The organism is Psychrobacillus sp. PGGUH221 (genome assembly GCF_042055255.1).
Lineage (GTDB): Bacteria > Bacillota > Bacilli > Bacillales_A > Planococcaceae > Psychrobacillus.
Map to the genome: position 1 here is coordinate 249099 of NZ_JAQMHQ010000006.1, position 19657 is coordinate 268755.

The window sequence follows — 19657 nt, forward strand, 5'->3', positions numbered from 1 at the left end:
TATTATTTATTTTAAATATTTGTCTACATTTTGAAGATGTTCTTCATATGACTTCGAAAAATGATTTTGGCCCGTTTTATCAGCTAAGAAGTATAAGTAATCCGTTTTAGCAGGATCTAATACAGCATCAATCGAGGATTTCCCTGCATTTGCAATAGGTCCCGGTGGCAAGCCTTGATTTTGATATGTATTGTAAGGATTATCCACTTCTAAATCTTCAAATAGGACACGCTCTTTATGACTGCCAAGTGCATATAGAACAGTTGGGTCTGTTTGCAAAGGCATCTCTGCCTCCAAACGATTGTAGAATACACTTGCAATTGTTTCACGATCTGTTTTAGCAGTTGCTTCTTCTTCTAACAAAGAAGCGAATGTTAATAACCAGTGTACTGATTTCCCTTCAACTTCTAGAAGTTCATAGTAGTTTGCTATCGTACTATCCGTTGCAGTAATCATTGTTTCTACAATTTCTTCTAGAGTAGGTTTTTCAACATAAAAAGGGTATGTAGCAGGGAATAAATAACCTTCAAGAGCATATCGAACATTTTCACCCTTAATTTCTTCAGTTAAAAGATTTGGATACTTAACAATCATTCTATCAACAAATTCTTCACTTGTTACTAATTTAACAAAGTCATCTGCAGGTTGTCCTGTTTTCTTTTCTACAACAGCACCTATTTGGTCTAATGTTAATCCTTCAGGAACTGTCAGAGTAAATACTGGTTCACGATAAACTTTACCAGTTTTTAAACTTTGTATTATCTCATCTAATGTCATAGCCTTTGTTAAACTATAATCACCTGCTTGAAAATTAGATTCATTATTAAACTTCGCATAGTATTTAAATATTTTAGCATCCTTAATTATACCGCTCTTCTCTAATATAGAAGAAATTGAATCTAGTCCCGAGCCAATTGGTATTTGAACACTAATGGTCTCTTCTGAATTTGGATCTAAAGGTTCCAACGCATTTTTTACATATTTATACGTTATAAACCCTCCAATCCCACCAATTAATAGAATGATTAGTGCAATTATGAATACAATTTTTCTAACAACTTTTACTTCTTTTTTCTTGTTTTTCATTCTTTCTAACATTACCTCTTTTTTTGATTCATTATCCACGGGTTCCCCCCCTTTATTTCCATTTTATTATACAAGATAACAAGAAAAGCGCAAGGAATACTAAAGGGATTCCTTCTTTCTTTAGGGAATTGTGCTTGTGGTTAGCCCACAGACCGAAAGACATTACTTCTCTTTTTATCTAATATATTGGAAGGGTGGACAGATGGAAAACGAGATTTTAAACGACAAAAAGAAAAAGGTAGAATGAGTAATCTCCTTCCACCTTTTTCTATTAATTATTCCTCTTCTTCTTCTTCTTCTTCGTTATCAAGGAAAGTATTTAACATTTCCTCAATCATATCCCATTCAGCTTCTGATTCAATTGGAAGTAGATCTCCATCTTCTCCATTTTCATTTGGAGTAAAAGATGATGCATGAATTTCAATTTCTTCATTTTCATCTTCTTCTGCACCTATTGGATAATATAGAACATAAGATTTGCCAAACTCTTCTGATTCAAAAGTAAATAATACGTTACAAAGCTGCTCATTTCCATTTTCATCTACAATTGTGATATTTTCTTGACCGTGGTCCATTTGCAGTCACCTCATCTATTTTTTCTATCAAGATAGCCTTGTAAAATCATTACAGCAGCCATCTTGTCAATCACTTGTTTACGTTTTTTACGGCTAACATCTGCATCTATTAACATACGTTCCGCAGCCATTGTTGTCAATCTTTCATCCCACATGGTGACAGGGAGATTGTATTTATCAGTCAATAACTTCGCATAATGTTCCGATGCTTCTGCACGTGGACCAATAGTGTTGTTCATGTTTTTTGGGAAACCTACAACAAATTCTGTTACAGTATGCTCCTTGACTAATTCATCTATCCGTTCTAAACCGAACTCTAGATTTTCTTCGTTAATTTTTATTGTTTCAATACCTTGGGCAGTCCAACCAAGTGCATCACTTATTGCTACTCCTACTGTTCTTGAACCAACGTCTAAACCCATTATCCGCATACTTAAGCCTCATTATTTTTTTTAATATAGAACTTTACTAATTCCTCTAGAATTTCGTCTCGTTCCAATTTACGTATCATATTTCGCGCATCTTGATGGCGAGGAATATAAGCTGGATCACCAGATAGAAGATAACCTACAATTTGATTGATTGAATTATACCCTTTTTCTTCTAATGCTGAGTGTACTTGTAGCATCACATGTTTTACTTCCTGTTCCATAGATTCTTCAGGAAAGTTAAATTTCATCGTTTTGTCAAATGAACTCATGATCAGCACCTCGCTTTCAATTTTAATAGGCAATCTTACATATCTATCCATAGTATAACCGAATTTGGAAATAGTATCAAATACACATGTTGCATGAATACTGTTTTTGTTTCTTTCATGTGATAAATTTTACCCAAAAATATGCATGTTGGGATGTCCAACGAAATGAGAATTAAACCGATTTGATATACTCATATACCGAATTTAAAGCAGTTTCAAGCTTGCTACCATCTTTTGCACCAGCCATTGCAAAGTCAGGTCTTCCTCCTCCTTTACCTCCACACTGTTCCGCTACTAATTTGACAATATTTCCTGCGTGATAGTTTCCGCCAACCAAATCCTTTGTAACGCCAGCAGAGATCATTACTTTATCACCGTCAATTGCACCTAGTACAATAACTGCCTTTTCAAGTTTTTGTTTTAAATCGTCCATCATTTGACGCAATTGATTATTATCTTTTGCATCTACTTTAACCGAAAGAACCGTTATGTCATTTATAGTCTGAGCAGCCGATAATACGGAAGAAGCTTGGCTATTTGCAATTTTTGCAGATAGTGATTCATTTTCTTTTTGTACGTTTTTCAAGTCATTTAATGTTTGGGTTACTTTTGTTACTAAGTCTTTTGGTTGAGCTTTTAACAGATTCGCTGCTTCAACTAATGTTTTTTCCTCTTCTTTTACAACTTCAAAAGCACCTTTTCCTGTCACAGCCTCAATACGTCTAGTACCTGCTCCAATACCGCTTTCGGAAAGGATTTTGAAGAACCCTATTTCGGAAGTTGCATGCACATGAATCCCACCACATAATTCTAATGAGAATTCTCCCATTTGAACTACGCGTACAATCTCACCGTATTTTTCTCCGAATAATGCCATAGCTCCCATATTCTTCGCTTCATCAATATTATGGTAACCTGTAACAACTTGAATATTTTCCCAAATTTTTTCATTTACAATATGTTCTACTTGTTCAAGCTCTTCTTTTGTTACTTGTCCAAAGTGAGAAAAGTCAAATCGAAGTCGATCTGGCCCAACATATGAACCAGCTTGGTTTACATGTGTTCCTAACACATCTTTTAATGCTTGATGAAGTAAATGTGTAGCAGAATGGTTTTTCACCGTATGACCACGTAATGAGCGGTCTACTTTAGCTATAACCTCAGCACCGGTTGTTACCTCTCCTGATTCTACAATGACAGTGTGTAGATTTTGACCATTTGGTGCTTTTTGAACGTCTTTTACAAAGCCTCTAAAAGTATCATTTTCAATAATCCCGTGGTCAGCTATTTGTCCGCCACTCTCTGCATAGAAAGGAGTTTGAGATAGTACTACTTGAATTTCATCCCCTTCACTTGCTGATTTAGCAAGTGCTTCTCCGTGGACGATTGTTGTTATATTTGTTGTAACGGATAACGTATCATAACCAACAAATTCACTATCATCGTGAATATTTCCATAAACTTCAGATTGTACTTGCATAGAATCTACATTTTGTCGTGCTGCACGTGCGCGATTACGCTGTGCTTCCATTTCTTCTTTGAATCCTTCATGGTCAACTGTCATATTAGCTTCTTCTGCATATTCTTCCGTTAACTCGATTGGGAATCCATAAGTATCATATAGTGTGAACGTTGTAGTTCCAGGAATGAAAGATTCTCCTTTTTCTCGTTGCTCCACAATTACCTTCTCTAAAATAGCAAGCCCATCATGAAGGGTCTCATGGAAACGTACTTCTTCGTTTTTAATTACGCGCATAATAAAATCTTGTTTATTTGTTACCTCTGGGTAGAAGTCTTTCATTATTTCACCAACTACTGGCACTAACTCAAATAAAAATGGCTTGTCTATACCTAATTGTTTCGCAAATCGAACAGCTCGACGAAGTAATCTACGTAACACGTATCCTCTGCCCTCATTAGAAGGAAGAGCCCCGTCTCCGATTGCGAATGCTACGGTACGGATATGGTCTGCAATTACCTTGAAAGCTGTATCATATTCGTTATTCGTACGATAAGATTTTCCTGAAATTTCTTCCGTTTGTCGGATGATTGGGATGAATAAATCTGTATCAAAGTTTGTTGGTACATTTTGTACAACACTTGCCATACGTTCTAGTCCCATTCCCGTATCAATATTTTGTTTTGGAAGTGGTGTATACGTATGATCTGGATTATGATTAAATTGTGAAAATACCAAGTTCCAGATTTCTAAGTATCGTTCATTTTCTCCACCTGGATATAATTCAGGATCGTTTAGATCATTACCGTAAGATTCACCGCGATCATAGAAAATTTCAGAGTTTGGACCACTCGGACCTTCTCCTATATCCCAGAAATTCCCTTCCAATCGTATAATACGTTCTTCAGGAATACCTATTTCTTCCTTCCAAATAGTATATGCTTCTTCATCTTCAGGATGAATTGTTATAGATAATTTCTCTGGGTCAAATCCTATCCATTTTTCACCCGTTAAAAACTCCCAAGCAAAATGGATTGCTTCCTTCTTAAAGTAATCGCCGATAGAGAAGTTTCCAAGCATTTCAAAAAATGTATGGTGCCTTGCTGTCTTCCCTACGTTTTCAATATCATTTGTACGTATAGATTTTTGTGCATTCGTAATTCGAGGATTTTCAGGTACTACGCGTCCATCAAAATATTTTTTCAATGTTGCAACACCACTGTTGATCCATAGTAGAGAAGGATCATTGTTCGGTACTAAGGGAGCTGAAGGCTCTTGTGCATGCCCTTTTTCCATAAAAAAATCTAAATACATTTGTCTAATCTGTGCACCAGTTAATTGTTTCATACGTATTTTCCTCCTAAAATAGAAAATTAAAATCGCATTGCCGTATTACAAGCTTTCTCGACAATATAAATCTGGTCAATCGCCGAAGGCTTTCATTTTATTCAACATAATGGATTATCACTATATTTTCCATTTCATACAACTAAAGAAAATGTAAATAATCTACTGAATAAAATAAAAAAAGCCTTCATCCCTAAAAAAGGGACGAAAGCTATAATTTCGCGGTACCACCCTAGTTACACAATACAAAATTATTGTGTCTCTCAGTAACCTTAACGCGGCTATACGGCAGGTTTTGACTGCACTCAAGAGTAGCTTTCCTACTTGTTAGGATCTGAAGATTCTTTCAGCCAAGGAATCTTTCTCTTTACAGTAAACAAGAGTACTTTCTCTATCATCGATTTGCTTATGCATTTGATTATAAAAAACTATCCTACCAATGTCAATTATCGCCTTCCATAAATTGATAAGGAGTAATACCATTCATTCCGATTAATGGATCGATTTGGTGATAATTGTCCGCTGACAAGTAAGTAGAGTCCGTTTGAATTTCCGCAATTGTCTCTTCTATATTTTCTTCACTTATATTATTTTTTTCCTCACTTAAAGTTAAACGGTTCTTTAAAGTTGTCAATCGTTGAAGGTCATCTTTTCGTTGTACACCAAACTTAAAAACTTCTGGGTCTCCACATAATATTAAGAAGTTTTTTGCTCTTGTTATACCTGTGTATAATAGATTTCTTCTTAGCATTTTCATATAACTTCTCGTTATTGGCATAATAACTGTTTGGAATTCACTACCTTGTGATTTATGAACGGAGCAACAGTAAGCTAATGTAATTTGACTTAAATCATTTTTTTCATATGTTACTTCGTTTCCATCAAATGAAATAACAAGCATTTCTTTCTTTTCAACCGTCTCTGCAGCTTTAAAAATACTTACTACCTCACCCATATCACCATTAAATACATTACTTTCCGGTTGGTTAACTAGTTGAAGTACCTTGTCTCCTATACGGTATATCGTTTCCCCAAATACCATTTCTTTTCGCTTGCCATCCGTATTAGGATTCACCATTTCTTGAATCATTTTATTTAAGGCATCTATTCCAGCTGGGCCTCTATACATAGGGGCCAATACTTGAATATCACGTATAGAAAAACCCTTTGTGAGTGCACTTTTTAATACTTGTTCAACTACTTTTGGGATTTGTTCCGTAGATGCTTTAATAAAAGAACGGTCCTTCGTCTTTTCCAATAAAGTTTGAGGGACTTGCCCATTTTTCATTTCATGTGCCAACTCTATAATAGAGGATCCTTCCGATTGGCGATAAATATCTTTTAACTCCACGGTTGGAATTCGTTCAGAAGCCAATAAATCTTTTAAGACTTGCCCTGGGCCAACAGGTGGTAATTGGTCTTGGTCACCTACAAAGATAACCTGGGCATCCTTTGGGATAGCTTTTAATAACTGGTGACCAAGCCAAGTGTCAAGCATCGAAGTTTCATCAATAATAATTAATTTCCCTTCGATTTCTTTCCCTTCTGCTTCCGAATCTTCTTGACCATTAAAGCCTAATAATCGATGAATAGTCATAGCAGGTAATTCTGTAGATTCACTTAAACGCTTTGCAGCTCTACCGGTAGGGGCAGCTAGAACGACAGGAAAAGGCTTTTTGTCTTTTGCCCACTCTTTTGGATCTAGGGAAAGTCCATGAAGCTCACCATACAACTCAACAATTCCTCTTACTACTGTCGTTTTCCCAGTTCCAGGACCACCAGTGAGAAGTGTCATACTTGAATTGAGCGCCGTTTCAATCGCTTGTACTTGCGTCTTAGCATATTGAACCCCAAGTCTTTCTTCTATACCACCGAGATGCTTTTTCATTTCAGATAGCGGAAACTTATGATGTGAATCATTTTCGTTAAGTAATGATTCAATTTTAGAGCTAATTCCTACTTCTGAAAAATAAAGGGAAGGGATGTAGAATCGATTGATTTCTCCTACAATTCGTTTTTCCTCGGAGAGCTCAATACAACACTTTGTGATTGCTTCATAAGAGATTTCCTCTCTTTGTGCACTTTCCAATAAACTTTTGACAGATTCCAATAATTGTTCCGCATATAAAAAAACGTGACCCTCACTAAGAGAAGCAGTCTGTAATAAATGGAAAATGGCCGCTTTTATACGATCCGGATGATTACCTTGAATACCAAGTTTATATCCTAGTTCATCCGCTCGAACAAATCCTACTCCCTCAACTTCTTCAATTAGACGATATGGATTTTTGGTTAATACATCTATTGTTTCTTCTCTGTATGCCTGATATATTTTCATCGCAACCTGAGGACCAAAACCCCATTCATTGAGCTGAATCATTACTTTTTCTAGACCTAAGTTTTGTTCCAAAACAGCTCTTAATGTTTGCTTTTTATCTTCAGCCAGTTTCGGAATTACATCTAGTGCAGTTGGATCATCTAATATTCTATTAATAGCATTTTGACCAAGCATCTTCACTATTTGTTCTGCCGTTTTCCTTCCAATCCCAGGAAACATATCACTAGATAAATAATGAACAATCCCTTGTTCTGTTGCAGGAACTTCCTTCTGAAAAGTTTCTGTTTGAAATTGAACGCCATATTTGGGGTGATTTTTTATAACCCCAGTAAATTTATAGGCTTCTTCCAAAACTAAAGGTGGAAAGTAGCCAGTCACAATTATTTCTTTTTCTTTGTATGTAGTGTTAGTAGATTTAATCTTTAATTTAATGATAGAAAATAGGTTTTGGGGATTATGAAAAATAGAAACGATAGGACGACCAGTAATAAATTGTTTTTCATTATTTATTTCCATGGTCATACTACCGCCTCCGATTGTAGTTAATTGCGTAGAGAAATCATATCGTACACATAACGTGCTTGATCATAACTTGGTTGAATGGTATAAGCTTCTTTTAAATGGTGTAGTGCCGCCTCAGTATTTGTAGTGGACACTGCATAAAGCACACCTAGATTATAGTGGGCATCCGCATTTTCTGTATCTGCTAGTAAAATTTCTTTTAAAATTGGTTCCGCCTCTACAAACATTTCAAAACTTGCTAGAGCGATAGCATAAGATAGCTTTATTTGTAAATCGTGTGAGTCCATCTCATATGCCCTTTGAAAGTATGGAAGCGACAACTTTGTTTGACCTAGTTTTTCAAAGCTTTTTCCTAACATAAAATAAGCATCCGGCCCTTCAATTCCATTAGCTATTGCTTTTTCGTATAACTTCGCCGCTTCCTCAAATCGGTCAGCTTCAAAATATAAATTAGCTAAACTATAATAAGCTGTCGCAGCATGTTCATCTAATACGATCGCCTTTTGAAAGAATCTTTCTGCCCGTTCATTTTCATTCATAGATGCTAGCAAATTTCCAAAATTGATATATCCAATTACTTCATTTGGATTTTCTTCAATCGCCTTCGTGAATAACTCTGCTGCTTTTTCATAGTTTTCTTCTTGAATGGCTTGTATACCCAATTCATTAAAATTCATTGTATATTCCTCCCAATTAGCCGACGTAATCCAATTGCATACCATCTTTGAACACTTTATCAATCGTTGCTCCACCTAAACACTCGTCTCCTTGATAGAAAACAACTGCTTGTCCTGGTGTAATGGCACGTACCGGCATATCAAAAGTAACTAAAACCTCATCATTCGGAAGTAATTCCACGTGAACTCCGACATCCTCTTGACGATATCTAAATTTAGCTGTGCAATCAAAACTTTTTGGTTTTTCTATAGTAGTAGTGAAAGAAAGACCTGTAGCTTTTAGGCTTGTAGAAAATAGTGCATCATTATTAATATTTTGACCAACTAACAATACATTTCTTTCTAAATCCTTACCAATAACAAACCATGGATCACCTGATCCACCGATACCTAAACCATGACGTTGACCAATTGTATAGTACATTAACCCATCATGTTTACCCATTGGTTTACCATCCATCGTTTCCATCACACCTTGTTGAGCAGGCAAATACTGACCTAAAAACTCTTTAAAGTTTCGTTCTCCAATAAAACAAATTCCAGTAGAATCTTTTTTAGTTGCAGTTGCAAGACCTTGTTCAAGAGCAATTTCACGCACTTTTTTCTTTTCTAAGTGACCAATGGGAAACATTACTTTTTCTAATTGGTCTTGGTTTAATTGATTTAGGAAATACGTTTGATCTTTGTTAGCATCTTTTCCGCGGAGCATACGAGTTTGTCCATCTCTTACTTCCACTTGGGCATAATGACCAGTTGCTAAATAATCCGCTCCAAGTGCAAGAGCATGCTCCAAAAATGCTTTGAATTTAATTTCTTTGTTACACATAACATCTGGATTTGGTGTTCTACCTGCTTTATATTCCTCTAGGAAATACGTAAAAACTTTATCCCAATATTGCTTCTCAAAATTTACAGCATAATACGGAATACCGATTTGGTTACATACTTTAATAACATCATCATAGTCCTCCGTTGCTGTACATACTCCAAATTCATCGGTGTCATCCCAATTTTTCATAAATATACCGATTACATCATATCCCTGTTCTTTTAACAAATATGCTGCAACGGATGAATCGACTCCACCGGACATTCCAACTACTACTCGTGTATCCTCTATTTTTTTCACTTTTTAAACACTCATTTCTAATTATTCGTTAAAATCCTAGAATAATTTTACTAATTCTATTTGCTGCTTCAATTACTTGAGATTCCGAATTATTGATTCCAAAGCTAAAGCGTACAGAATTCCTTAGCTCTGGGGATTTCTCACCAAACATTGCTACTAAAACATGTGATGGATCTATAGAACCTGCAGTACAAGCTGAACCGCTAGAGGCATCAATACCTGCTAAATCAAGTTGAACTAAAAACGTTTCTACATCTGTTTTTGGAAAACTAATATTTAATACATGTGGAAGAACATTTACTTTAGATCCATTAATAGAAAAATCAACACCATTGTTTATTAATTGTTGGACAAAAGCATTTTTTAGACTGTTTAATGCCCTACTATTTTCCTCTAAGTGTTGTTGCTTTAACTCCACAGCTTTTGCAAAACTAACTACTGCAGGAACATTTTCTGTTCCTGCACGTTTCTTTCTTTCTTGTTGACCACCATAAAATAATGGTTTTAAGTATATTCCATTTCGTTGATATAAAAAACCAATACCTTTTGGACCATTAATTTTATGACTAGAAACGCTAAGTAAATCAATATGAAGTTCTTGCACATTAATCGAGATACTACCGTATGCTTGAACTGCATCTGTATGAAAGTAAGCAGGATGATCTTTTAAAAGCTGTCCAATTTCACGAATTGGCTGAACAGAGCCCACCTCATTGTTTCCAAACATGATAGAAACTAATATAGTATCGTCTCGAAGTGAATTTTTCAAGTCATCGACCTTAATGATTCCTTCTTCATTTACAGGTAAATAAGTTACTTCAAAACCTTCACGTTCTAATTGTTCACATGCATGTAAAACAGCATGATGTTCGACTTGGGTTGTAATAATATGTTTTCCTTCTTGCACTCGTGCAAAAGCAGTCCCAAAAATAGCATAATTATCTGCTTCCGTCCCACCACTAGTAATGGTTACTTCGTTTACATTTGCCCCTATACTTGAAGCTAGAATGGTTCTTGATTCATCTAGTTTCTTCCGTGCTCTTCGGCCTGTTTGATGAATACTCGAAGCATTGCCATATTCATCGTTCATTTCAGCTGTAAAGGTTCTGATCACTTCTTCTGCCATTGGTGTTGTTGCGGCGTGATCTAAATAAATTCTAGTCATTTCAAACTACTCCTTAAATGTAAAACATATATCCATCATTATTCTTTGGATCATCTTCTGTATGTTTTGCTAAATCTTCGATTGTAGTCGTCTCTAACACATTTTTCACTGCGTCACGAATACGCATCCAAAGCTCTCGTTGTGGTGGCTCTTCCTCTTCAATACCTTCAACTATTTGAATAGGTCCTTCTAATACACGAATAACATCACCTGCAGTAATTTCGTTAGGGACTTTCGATAGCATATATCCACCGTAAGCGCCTCTGACACTTTTAACTAGTCCTGCATTTCGAAGAGGAGATACAATTTGTTCAAGATAAGCCTCCGATAAATTATGATCCGATGCAATTTGACGAAGTGCCAATGGACCCTCTCCGTACTGTTTACCTAGCGCTATCATAATGGTTAATCCATAACGTCCTTTTGTTGAAAACTTCAATATATTCCACCCCATTAAATATCTAATTAGCCTGTGCATACTCGTAGCCCAGGAATTGAAAAATTCTTTCCCTAGTATAGCATAAATACATTATATAACGACTTCAAAATGACTTTTCAGCTCTACTTCGTTATAATTAAAGAACAGATGTTTGAATAAGGAGAGATCATTTTGAATAATGAACCTTTAGCATATAGAATGAGACCCCAAACAATAGATGAAATAGCTGGACAACAACATGTTATCGGAAAAGATACAGCATTATATAAAATGATAAAAAATGGACATGTCCCTTCTATGCTTTTATATGGGGACCCAGGAGTTGGCAAGACTTCTCTTGCATTTGCAATTGCAGGTACAACTAAACTACCTTTTGTAGCATTAAATGCAACAAAGGCTGGCAAAAAAGATGTAGAAGATGTCGTAGCTGATGCGAGATTAACGGGAAAGGTCATTTTATTTTTAGATGAGATCCATCGTTTTAATAAACTTCAACAGGATACATTATTACCTCACGTAGAAAATGGCTCTATTATATTGATAGGTGCAACAACCGAAAATCCATTTCACGATGTAAACCCTGCAATACGATCCCGTTGTGGAGAAATTAAACAACTAAAACGGCTTACATCAGAGGACGTAGATCTTCTGCTAAAAAGAGCACTTGAAGACTCTGAGAAAGGGCTCGGAAACGTAGCTATTGAAATAAGTAATGAACAAAGAAAAAAAATAGCGGATGCGGCAAACGGAGATGCAAGAAAAGCATTAACCTTATTAGAATCAACCATATTTGCTAGCTTTGAAGAAAACGGCGTTACGAAAGTGGAAGATTCTATATTGAACAGTCTTGTGGATAGAGTGGGTGTTTTTGGAGATAAAAAGGGCTCTCACTTTTATAACCTCTTATCAGCTTTACAAAAGTCCGTACGTGGAAGTGACACAGATGCCGCACTTTACTATTTGGCGCATTTACTTGAAAACGGAGACTTAGTTGCTGTTTCAAGAAGATTGCTTGTTATGAGTTATGAGGATATCGGCCTTGCAAATCCTTCTATTGGTCCACAAGTGCTTGCAGCGATTCAGTCTGCGGAAAGACTAGGACTCCCAGAAGCCCGTATCCCTTTAGCGAACGCTGTAGTATTAATGTGTCTTTCTGAGAAATCCAATTCAGCATATTCAGCTTTAGATGCTGCAATAGCAAGTATACATCAAGGCAAAACAGGAGACATTCCTAGCCATTTAAAAGATACACATTACGCGGGAGCTAAGGACCTTGGTCATGGAGGGTATATTTATCCTCATGATCATAAAATCGGTACATTCGGAGGATGGGTCAATCAAACCTACTTACCAGATAATCTTATCGGAAGTAAATTCTATACTCCAATTGAAGCTGGAGAAGAAAAACGACTTTCCGCCATATATAATAGGTTAGAAAAGTTTAAAATAGAAAAATAAAAAGCAAAAATCCAGTCATTCCAAACGTGACTGGATTTTTACTTTTTAGTAGTGCTCCTGCGCAAAGCTCGTCGCAGACCATTTAGTTAACGATTCTATATTGTAATACCTTTAAACACCCATCTTGCGTCTAGTATTACTCACTTTCTTCGTCTGTTGGCTCTTCATTTTTTGGTTGGTTGCTGTACCGTTTCCTACTGATTTTCCACCAGAAGCTTGGTTTTTCTTTTCTTCAAGCTTTTGTTTCACTGCTTCTTGTAATGTCATTTTCTTTTTTGGAGCATCTTGATTATTTAGCTCTGTCATATATGACTTCCTCCTCTTTTGTACACTTTTCTTTTTCTTTAATACTAGTATAGGCTAAAAGGAAAAATTTTCAACAAATTATTGTACTCGATTTATATGAATATCCTTCGTGATATTATTAATGACCCAACTAGCACAAATTAAACCAACAGAAGATGGAACAAAAGCATTGGAAGATGGCGGCATTTTCGCTTTACGAATTGCTGCGTCTGGTTTTCCAACAGTTCCAACTACATCTTCACGAACAATTATTGGGCTTTCATCTGAAAACACGACAGGAATTCCTTTTGTAATATGGTCCTCTTTACGTAATTTAGTTCGAATTATTTTAGCAATAGGATCCGTATGAGTTTTAGAGATATCCGCAATTTTAAAACGAGTTGGATCTGTTTTGTTTGCGGCACCCATACTTGAAATTATTTTAATACCACGTTTTAAGCATTCTTTCATTAGATGGATTTTATAAATAATCGTATCTGATGCATCGATTACATAATCTATTCCCAATTCGAAAAACTGTTCATATGTTTCTTCTGTATAAAACATATGCATGTCAATTACTTCACATTCTGGATTAATATCCGCAATTCTTTCTTTCATCACTTCGGATTTAGAGCGTCCAATCGTAGACATATAAGCTACTAATTGTCGATTGATATTAGTAATATCTACATTGTCTTTATCTACTAATATGATTCGGCCGATACCGCTTCTAGCACATGCTTCAGCTGCAAATGACCCTACTCCACCAACACCTAATATGGCAACAGTTGTATTTTTTAATAATTCGATACCTTCTTGCCCTATTGCTAGTTCATTTCTAGAAAATTGATGTAACATACTAAAACACTCCATTTATAACATATTAGTTGAATATTAAATTCGTCTTATCTCACTTGAGTTCAGCTTATGTACCTCACTTGAAGGTGAAAACTCTAAAATGGAATTCCCAAATTCAAGTTGGGTGAACCATCATTCTAGTTATAGCCATGAAAAACCCCCCAGCAATTCTTGCTAGAGGGGATATAAGTAATTTAGGACGAATCCCAATAGTGCCGACAAATAAAGCGTATCGTTTTGAACCCGCATTTAGCAGGTGGGTGTCCTCTTTATTAATCCTGGCGTCCCTATTAAGGGCATGTCATTTATAATAAAAGTTAGACTCCCGACGATATAGTTGTTCGGTCAAAACTGATTAGCACGTTGCGAACACATCAGGATTCGTATTACTTGTATGATAGCACAACATTTTTTAAACTTCAATTATTTTATCGTGATATTTTCTCACTATTCTGAACAATCACATTTAGGCTTAATTCCTCAAGTTGGGCTGAAGCTACAGAACTAGGAGCCTGAGTTAACAAGCAACTAGCGCTTGCTGTTTTCGGAAATGCGATAGTGTCACGAAGATTTGTTCTCCCTGAAAGCAACATAACTAAACGATCTAAACCGAAAGCTACCCCGCCATGTGGAGGCGTTCCGTATTCAAATGCTTCCATTAAGAAACCAAATTGCTCTTTCGCTTCTTCTTCTGAGAAACCAAGAATTTCAAACATTTTCTCTTGAACGTCTCTAGAATAAATACGTAATGACCCTCCACCAAGCTCATATCCGTTTAACACTAAGTCATAAGCTTGTGCTCGCACTTTACTCGGTTCTGAATCCATTAAAGCAAGATCCTCGTCGAAAGGTCTTGTGAAAGGATGATGCGCAGCATAATAACGCCCTTCTTTTTCATCGTATTCAAATAACGGCCAATCAACTACCCATAAGAATTCAAATCTACTTTCATCGATCAGTTGAAGGTCTTTCCCTAACTTCATACGAAGTGCTCCAAGTGCATCAGCTACAACTGATTTTTTATCCGCAACAAATAATAGTAAGTCTCCTGCAGTAGCTTCTAATGTTTCAATTAAGCTTGTTGCAGCATCTCCTTCAAAGAACTTAGCGATAGGTCCTTTCAAACCTTCTTGGTCCACTTTTAACCAAGCAAGACCTTTTGCACCATAAACAGCCGCAAACTCACCAAGAGCGTCAATATCTTTTCTTGAATAGTTATCTGCTGCACCCTTAACGTTAATTGCTTTAACTTGCCCACCATTCTCAACTGCGGAAGCAAATACTTTAAATGCACTATCTTTCACAATTTCGGATAGGTCTACTAATTCTAAACCAAAACGTACATCTGGTTTATCAGATCCAAAACGATTCATCGCTTCATCATAGTTCATACGATTAAAAGGAATGGTTACGTCGATGCCCTTTACATCTTTCATAATTTTTTTCATCATTCGTTCATTCATTTCCAAAATTTCATCCATCGATAAGAAGCTCATTTCCATGTCGATTTGTGTGAATTCTGGTTGACGGTCCGCACGTAAATCTTCATCACGGAAACATCTAGCTATTTGGTAGTACTTTTCAAAACCGGATACCATTAACATTTGTTTAAATAATTGTGGTGATTGTGGTAATGCATAAAATTCTCCTGGGTGTACACGACTAGGAACTAAATAGTCACGAGCACCTTCAGGTGTTGATTTTGTAAGAATCGGTGTTTCTACTTCTAAAAATCCTTCGTCATCTAAAAAACGTCTTACTGTTTTTGTAATATCAGAACGCATTTTAAATGTGTCATACATTACTGGTCTTCTTAAATCTAAATAGCGGTATTTCAAACGAATATCTTCCCCAGCATCCGTTTGATTTTCTATAGGAAATGGTGGAGTTTTAGCTTCGTTTATTATTGTTACTTCCGTTGCATGAACCTCTATTGAGCCAGAAGGAATATTAGGGTTAATTTGATTTTCAGCACGAGCAATCACTGTACCATGAACTTCAATAATGTATTCATTACGAAGTTTGTCCGCTACATCGATTGCAGATTGTGAAAGTTCAGGATTGAATACTACTTGAACTAACCCGGAGCGATCTCTAACATCAACAAAAATCAATCCACCCAAGTCTCTTCTTTTTTGTACCCATCCGATTAGTTGGACAGATTTGCCAATATGTTGTTCATTTAATTCACCACTAGTATGTGTTCTTTTCATTTTTCTTCCTCCACTCAAGCTAAAATACTATTTTTCAATTGCTCTACTAATTGAACCCAAGGAACAAGTTGTTGCTCTCCGTTTGATAAATTTTTTAGCATAGCACTTTCTTTTTCCATTTCATCGTCACCGATTACAAGCACAAATTTTGCTTTGAGACGATCTGCTGATTTCATTTGTGTTTTCATTTTTCGATCTAAGTAATCCATTTCAGAAGTGATATTATTTTGACGGAGTTCATACGTAAGTTCTACTGCTTTTTTCTTAGCAGTCTCTCCTATACCAATAACATATACATCTAACGAGGAAGGATCAGCCCATTCCTTATTCTCTGCTTCAATAGCAAGTAATAATCTTTCTATACTCATTGCAAATCCAATTCCTGGAGATGCTGGCCCACCTAGTTCTTCTACTAATCCGTTATATCTTCCACCACCAGCAAGTGTCGTAATTGCCCCGAATCCTTCCGCAGCACTCATAATTTCAAATGCCGTGTGATTGTAATAATCTAGACCACGTACTAAATTTGGATCTACTTCAAATTCGATTCTAAGTGCCGTTAAATAATCTTTAACTTTTTCAAAATAAGCTGCTGATTCTTCATTTAAAAAATCTGCTAAAGATGGAGCAGTAGCCATTAATGGGTTGTTACGGTCAACTTTACAATCTAAAATACGAAGTGGATTTTTTTGAAGTCTATTTTGGCAATCTGAACAAAACGCTTCGATATGTGGTTCAAAATGATTTACTAACGCTTCTTTATGAGCTACTCGACTTTCCGTATCTCCTAGTGAATTGATAACGAGCTTTAATTTTTTTAATCCCGCTTTTTGATAGACTGACATCGCTAATGAAATTACCTCTGCGTCTATTGCAGGATCCGCACTTCCAATTGCTTCAATTCCAAATTGAACAAACTGACGATACCTTCCTGCTTGTTGTCTTTCATATCGGAACATCGGACCCATATAATACAACTTTACAGGTTGATCAGGGTATCCAAACATTTTATGCTCAACAAATGCTCTTACTGCCGAAGCAGTTCCCTCAGGTCTTAATGTCAATGAACGGTTCCCTCTATCTTGAAATGTATACATTTCTTTTTGGACAATATCCGTTGTATCACCCACACTTCTAGTGAACAATTCAGTATGTTCAAATACAGGAGTTCTAATTTCTTTATATTGATATAGTCGACATGTCTCTCTGATTAAATCCTCTACTATTTGCCATTTGCCTGTTTCACTTGGCAAAATGTCCTGTGTTCCTCTTGGCACCTTAATATCCATGGCTATTGCCCCTTTCTATGACAAATAAAAAAAGCCCCCATCCCTTGCTTAATAGCAAGGGACGAGAGCTAATATTAGCTTCCGCGGTTCCACCCTAGTTGGTCAAACAATTGACCCTCTCATTTCTGGATAACGACCAGCCCCGTTTTTGCCTACTAAAGAATTCTTTTTCGACAAAAAACCTCTCGAATGTTGTTCACTGTTTTCGTCTGTAGGAAAGATTTCAGCCGCGTCTCTCCCTCTCTAGTCATCCGTTTATCACAGCTACTTTTTCGGTCACAGGTTTGTTAATTGAATATAATTATACTTTATCTTAATAACAGGAATGAAATAAGTCAACCTTTTTAAACAAAAGGTAGAAATTTCATGACAGAATATTTACAATAAGGATAGGGGGGATACAATGATCGACAAACTAATGCAGAAAATGACATTTATCATTATTTCTATTATTTTAGTTATACCTGTTTTTCATGTTTATGCACAAGAAAATGATGTGACAGTAAATGTGGAATCACTTAAAGTTCGTTCTGGTCCTGGTCTTACATATAACGTAATAGGTACAGTGGAGCAAGATGATAAGCTCACAGTTATTGGTAAAGAAAATGATTGGCTACAAATCAATTATGGAGAAACAAATGGTTGGGTCGCTAGTTGGTATACAAAAAGCGAAGCAATTGAAATAACAAATAAACAAATTGTTTCAAAAGTAAATAAACTAAATGTCCGAAAAGAACCTTCATTATCGTCTGCAGTAATTGGCCAACTACAAGAAGGAAATCAATTTATTGCCTTAAAATCAGAAGGTGAATGGATTGAGATAGCTTTCAACGATCAAAAGGGTTGGGTACATAGTGAATACGTTTCAATAGTAGACCAAACAAAAGAAGAACAGCCGAAAACAGAAGTCACCTCCAGCGGAGATATGTTTGTGGTTTCAGTAGATATTCTTAATGTTCGTGCGAAGCCAGATCTATCTTCAAGGAAAATCGGACAAGTCGAAAAAAACCAAGCCTTTGAAATTCTTGAAAAAGATCATAATTGGGTTCAAATAAAATTAAAGAACGGTAAAAAGGGATGGGTTTATAGCTTTTATGGTAATTTCGCAGAGCAACCAAAATCATCCGTTCAATCAGCCACGTCCAATGAATCAATTAAAATTCTATACAATGGAACAAATTTACGTTCCGATAGTGCAACTAGTAGTGAAGTGGTTGCCCGGGTGGATGCTGGTGAAACTTTTACTGTAATTGAAAAAATAAATGATTGGTATAAAATTGAGCTAGCAGATAAAACGACTGCTTTCGTAGCAAGTTGGGTCGTTTCAACAAATGATTCTGCACCAATAACTTCTGAAAAACCAAAAGAAAGTCGTAAAAAAGGAACTTTAAATGGTTTAACTCTAGTAATTGATGCTGGACATGGCGGAAATGACCGTGGAACTACCGGAGCATTAGGAACGGATGAAAAAGATATTACGCTATTAACTGCAGAGTTATTATCTACTAAATTGAAATCTGCAGGGGCAAATGTCATCATGACAAGAGAATCTGATGTTTACGTTGATTTACGTAAACGAGTATCTATAAGTCATCAAAACGCTGCAGATGCTTTTATCAGTCTGCATTACGATGCAATAGAAAATAACTCCGTTCGAGGATTAACTACATACTATATGTATGATTACCAAAAAGAATTAGCTTCCTATGTTCATAAAGAACTGAGCGATATGGTTTCTCTGAAAGACAGAGGAACACAACCTGGAAATTATTTAATTCTTCGAGAAAATAAACAGAAAGCTATTTTAATAGAGTTAGGTTATTTGAGTAACGCAAACGAAGAACGTCAAGTAACAACAGAAAAATATAGAGAACAAGCAACACACGGAATATATAATGGAATCATTAACTATTTTGATGATCAGCTAGAGAAATAGTGAAACCAATCATACAATTATTTATAAGGTGAAATATTGAAGAGCGGTAAGTGACTATGAAACTTATCGCTCCCATTTTTTATTTTCTTATTACATAGTCTTGTGGAAACAACAAAAATACTTAAAAACTCAAAAAATAAAAAGACAGTAATCAACTCATATTTTTGAGTTTGTTTAC

General features: G+C 36.0%; 16 protein-coding genes, 1 other RNA gene and 2 other annotated features. Of the genes, 2 read left to right on the top strand and 15 right to left on the bottom strand.

The features are described from left to right. Nucleotides 1-6: 6 nt before the first annotated feature. The 10 genes from mltG to cymR all read right to left on the bottom strand — a co-directional run bounded on the left by mltG (nt 7) and on the right by cymR (nt 11437). The gene (gene mltG / locus PGC35_RS12215; RefSeq protein WP_375219359.1) at nt 7-1125 is read right to left on the bottom strand and encodes an endolytic transglycosylase MltG; all 1119 of its coding nucleotides are present in this window, start codon (nt 1123-1125) and stop codon (nt 7-9) included. Nucleotides 1126-1361: 236 nt separating this feature from the next. Next, on the bottom strand, nt 1362-1661 hold the full coding sequence (locus tag PGC35_RS12220) for a DUF1292 domain-containing protein (protein ID WP_056831602.1): 300 nt from the start codon (nt 1659-1661) through the stop codon (nt 1362-1364). A gap of 11 nt (nt 1662-1672) precedes the next feature. Further along, nucleotides 1673-2092 (bottom strand): Holliday junction resolvase RuvX, encoded by a 420-nt coding sequence (gene ruvX, locus PGC35_RS12225; RefSeq protein WP_053588803.1) that lies wholly within the window; start codon nt 2090-2092, stop codon nt 1673-1675. Nucleotides 2093-2094: 2 nt separating this feature from the next. After that, nucleotides 2095-2361 carry an IreB family regulatory phosphoprotein gene (locus PGC35_RS12230; RefSeq protein ID WP_053588802.1) on the bottom strand — a complete coding sequence of 89 codons (267 nt, stop codon included), beginning with the start codon at nt 2359-2361 and terminating at the stop codon, nt 2095-2097. Nucleotides 2362-2533: 172 nt separating this feature from the next. Further along, nucleotides 2534-5167 (bottom strand): alanine--tRNA ligase, encoded by a 2634-nt coding sequence (alaS, locus tag PGC35_RS12235; RefSeq protein WP_375219360.1) that lies wholly within the window; start codon nt 5165-5167, stop codon nt 2534-2536. A 197-nt stretch (nt 5168-5364) separates the two neighbouring features. After that, nucleotides 5365-5574: a binding site (T-box leader), on the bottom strand. A 35-nt stretch (nt 5575-5609) separates the two neighbouring features. Next, the gene (gene recD2 / locus PGC35_RS12240) at nt 5610-8027 is read right to left on the bottom strand and encodes an SF1B family DNA helicase RecD2 (protein ID WP_375219361.1); all 2418 of its coding nucleotides are present in this window, start codon (nt 8025-8027) and stop codon (nt 5610-5612) included. 20 nt (nt 8028-8047) lie between these two features. Further along, entirely contained in the window at nt 8048-8704 is a 657-nt protein-coding gene (locus PGC35_RS12245) for a tetratricopeptide repeat protein (RefSeq protein WP_375219362.1), read from the bottom strand. A 16-nt stretch (nt 8705-8720) separates the two neighbouring features. Continuing rightward, nucleotides 8721-9797, bottom strand: coding sequence for a tRNA 2-thiouridine(34) synthase MnmA (gene mnmA, locus PGC35_RS12250; RefSeq protein WP_375219394.1), 1077 nt, complete (start codon nt 9795-9797; stop codon nt 8721-8723). 64 nt (nt 9798-9861) lie between these two features. Then, on the bottom strand, nt 9862-10998 hold the full coding sequence (locus PGC35_RS12255) for a cysteine desulfurase family protein (RefSeq protein WP_375219363.1): 1137 nt from the start codon (nt 10996-10998) through the stop codon (nt 9862-9864). Nucleotides 10999-11011: 13 nt separating this feature from the next. Beyond that, the gene (gene cymR / locus PGC35_RS12260; protein WP_053588797.1) at nt 11012-11437 is read right to left on the bottom strand and encodes a cysteine metabolism transcriptional regulator CymR; all 426 of its coding nucleotides are present in this window, start codon (nt 11435-11437) and stop codon (nt 11012-11014) included. Between the two features lie 171 nt (nt 11438-11608). Here cymR and PGC35_RS12265 point away from each other — a divergent pair, with 171 nt between their 5' ends. Beyond that, nucleotides 11609-12895: a replication-associated recombination protein A gene (locus PGC35_RS12265; protein WP_375219364.1), complete on the top strand. Its 1287-nt coding sequence runs from the start codon at nt 11609-11611 to the stop codon at nt 12893-12895. Between the two features lie 111 nt (nt 12896-13006). Here PGC35_RS12265 and PGC35_RS12270 read toward each other — a convergent pair whose 3' ends face one another. From PGC35_RS12270 to hisS, 5 genes are all read right to left on the bottom strand, one after another. Next, nucleotides 13007-13201, bottom strand: coding sequence for a hypothetical protein (locus tag PGC35_RS12270; protein ID WP_056831590.1), 195 nt, complete (start codon nt 13199-13201; stop codon nt 13007-13009). A gap of 78 nt (nt 13202-13279) precedes the next feature. Next, nucleotides 13280-14041, bottom strand: a complete 762-nt coding sequence (locus tag PGC35_RS12275; RefSeq protein ID WP_053588794.1) for a tRNA threonylcarbamoyladenosine dehydratase — start codon at nt 14039-14041, stop codon at nt 13280-13282. A 199-nt stretch (nt 14042-14240) separates the two neighbouring features. Next, nucleotides 14241-14425: non-coding RNA, 6S RNA (ssrS, locus tag PGC35_RS12280), on the bottom strand. A 44-nt stretch (nt 14426-14469) separates the two neighbouring features. Further along, the gene (gene aspS, locus PGC35_RS12285; RefSeq protein ID WP_375219365.1) at nt 14470-16254 is read right to left on the bottom strand and encodes an aspartate--tRNA ligase; all 1785 of its coding nucleotides are present in this window, start codon (nt 16252-16254) and stop codon (nt 14470-14472) included. 14 nt (nt 16255-16268) lie between these two features. Then, the gene (hisS, locus tag PGC35_RS12290) at nt 16269-17543 is read right to left on the bottom strand and encodes a histidine--tRNA ligase (RefSeq protein WP_375219366.1); all 1275 of its coding nucleotides are present in this window, start codon (nt 17541-17543) and stop codon (nt 16269-16271) included. 54 nt (nt 17544-17597) lie between these two features. Continuing rightward, nucleotides 17598-17832: a binding site (T-box leader), on the bottom strand. A gap of 114 nt (nt 17833-17946) precedes the next feature. Between hisS and PGC35_RS12295 the strand changes: the two genes are divergently transcribed. Then, nucleotides 17947-19479, top strand: coding sequence for an N-acetylmuramoyl-L-alanine amidase family protein (locus PGC35_RS12295; protein WP_375219367.1), 1533 nt, complete (start codon nt 17947-17949; stop codon nt 19477-19479). Nucleotides 19480-19657 lie beyond the last annotated feature (178 nt).